The organism is Acidocella sp. KAb 2-4, from assembly GCF_020567705.1.
Taxonomy (GTDB): domain Bacteria; phylum Pseudomonadota; class Alphaproteobacteria; order Acetobacterales; family Acetobacteraceae; genus Acidocella.
This window is the reverse complement of the sequence record NZ_JAJDJU010000064.1, coordinates 1-1537: the sequence shown is the minus strand read 5'-3', so window position 1 is coordinate 1537 and position 1537 is coordinate 1. Positions and strand designations below refer to the sequence as shown.

1 protein-coding gene is annotated in these 1537 nt (G+C 69.0%); it reads left to right on the top strand.

What is annotated here, in order from left to right; translation table 11 throughout:
• Window positions 1–1536 (top strand): chloride channel protein (locus tag LI953_RS15315; protein WP_227076956.1); only part of this gene is annotated, 1536 nt, incomplete at its 5' end.
• Window position 1537: the final 1 nt, after the last annotated feature.

Sequence of the window (1537 nt, the reverse complement as noted above, 5' to 3'; positions counted from 1 at the left end):
GCCTTGGCGGTTCCTGTTTTGGGCGGGTTGGGGCTGGGGGTGTCGATGGCGGTGCTGGCGCGCTGGCATCCGCGCAAGATGGTCGACCCGATCGAGGCCAACGCGCTCTATGGCGGGCGCATGTCGCTCACCGACTCCATCATCGTCGCGGCGCAGACGGCCTGGTCCAACGGCGTCGGCGCCTCGGTGGGCATGGAGGCCGGTTACGCCCAGCTCGGCGCCGGCTTCGCCTCCTGGGCCGGGCGCAATTTCCGGCTGCGGCGCAATGATCTGCGCGTGCTGGTCGGCTGCGGTGCGGCGGCGGCCATTGGCGGCGCCTTCAATGCCCCGCTCTGCGGCGCCTTTTATGGCATCGAGCTGATCATCGGCGTGTATTCCATCACCACCCTGCCCTTCGTGGTGCTCGCCGCGCTGGCCGGCACGCTCACCGTCGAGATCCTGGGCTTCGGCGCGCCGCCGCTCAACGTGCTGCTGCCGCTCACCGTGCCGCATGACGAATACGGCATCGTGCTCATCGAGGGCATCGCCTGTGGCATCATCGGCATCATCATCATGCGCGGCGCCGCGCTGGTCGAGACCGCCTTCCGCCGCTCGCACATCCCGCTCTGGGCGCGGCCGATGCTGGGCGGGCTGATGGTCGGGCTGCTCGGCATCCTCACGCCTAAGGCCATGTCGTCGGGCCATTCGGCGCTGCACGCCTTCATCGACGTGCCGTTCCCCTTCCTCGCCGTGCTCGGCATCTTCCTGGCCAAGGCCATCGCCTCCTCCTTCTCGCTCGGCGCCGGGTTCCGCGGCGGCCTGTTCTTCGCCTCGCTGTTCCTGGGCGCGATGTTCGGCAAGGTGTTCGCCGGCGTTTGCGCCGTGGCGCCCTTCGTCGCCCCGATGCCGGCCGGGTTCTACGCCGTGGTCGGCATGAGCGGGCTGGCCACCGCCATTGTCGGCGGGCCGCTGACCATGACCTTCCTGGCCCTGGAGAGCACGCAGAATTTCGCGGTGACGATGGCGGTGCTGGCCGCCTCCATCGCCGCCACCATCACCGTGCGCCGCCTGTTTGGCTATTCCTTCGCCACCTGGCGCTTCCATCTGCGCGGCGAGAATATCCGCTCGGCCGTTGATGTCGGCTGGATCCACTCGCTCACCGTCGGGCGGATGATGCGCCCCGCCACGGTGACTGTGCAGGCCCGCATGAGCCTCGCCGCCTTCCGCCAGGACGTGCCGCTCGGCGCCACTCAGCGCGTGGTGGTGACCGACGAGACCGGCCGCTACGCCGGCATCGCCTACCCGCCCGAGGCCGCCACCGTCACCGGCGAGGGCCGCCACGTCGCCGATATCCTGCATCATCAAGAGCATTTCCTGCTCCCCGGCATGAACGTGAAGGAGGCCCTGGCCGCCTTCGAAGCCGCCGAGGCCGACGCCCTCGCCGTGCTCGACAGCCCCGAAACACGCCAAACCCTCGGCATCCTCACCGAACAATACGCCCTGCGCCGCTACAGCGAGGAACTCGACCGCAGGCGCAGGGAAATATCAGGCGAATAAA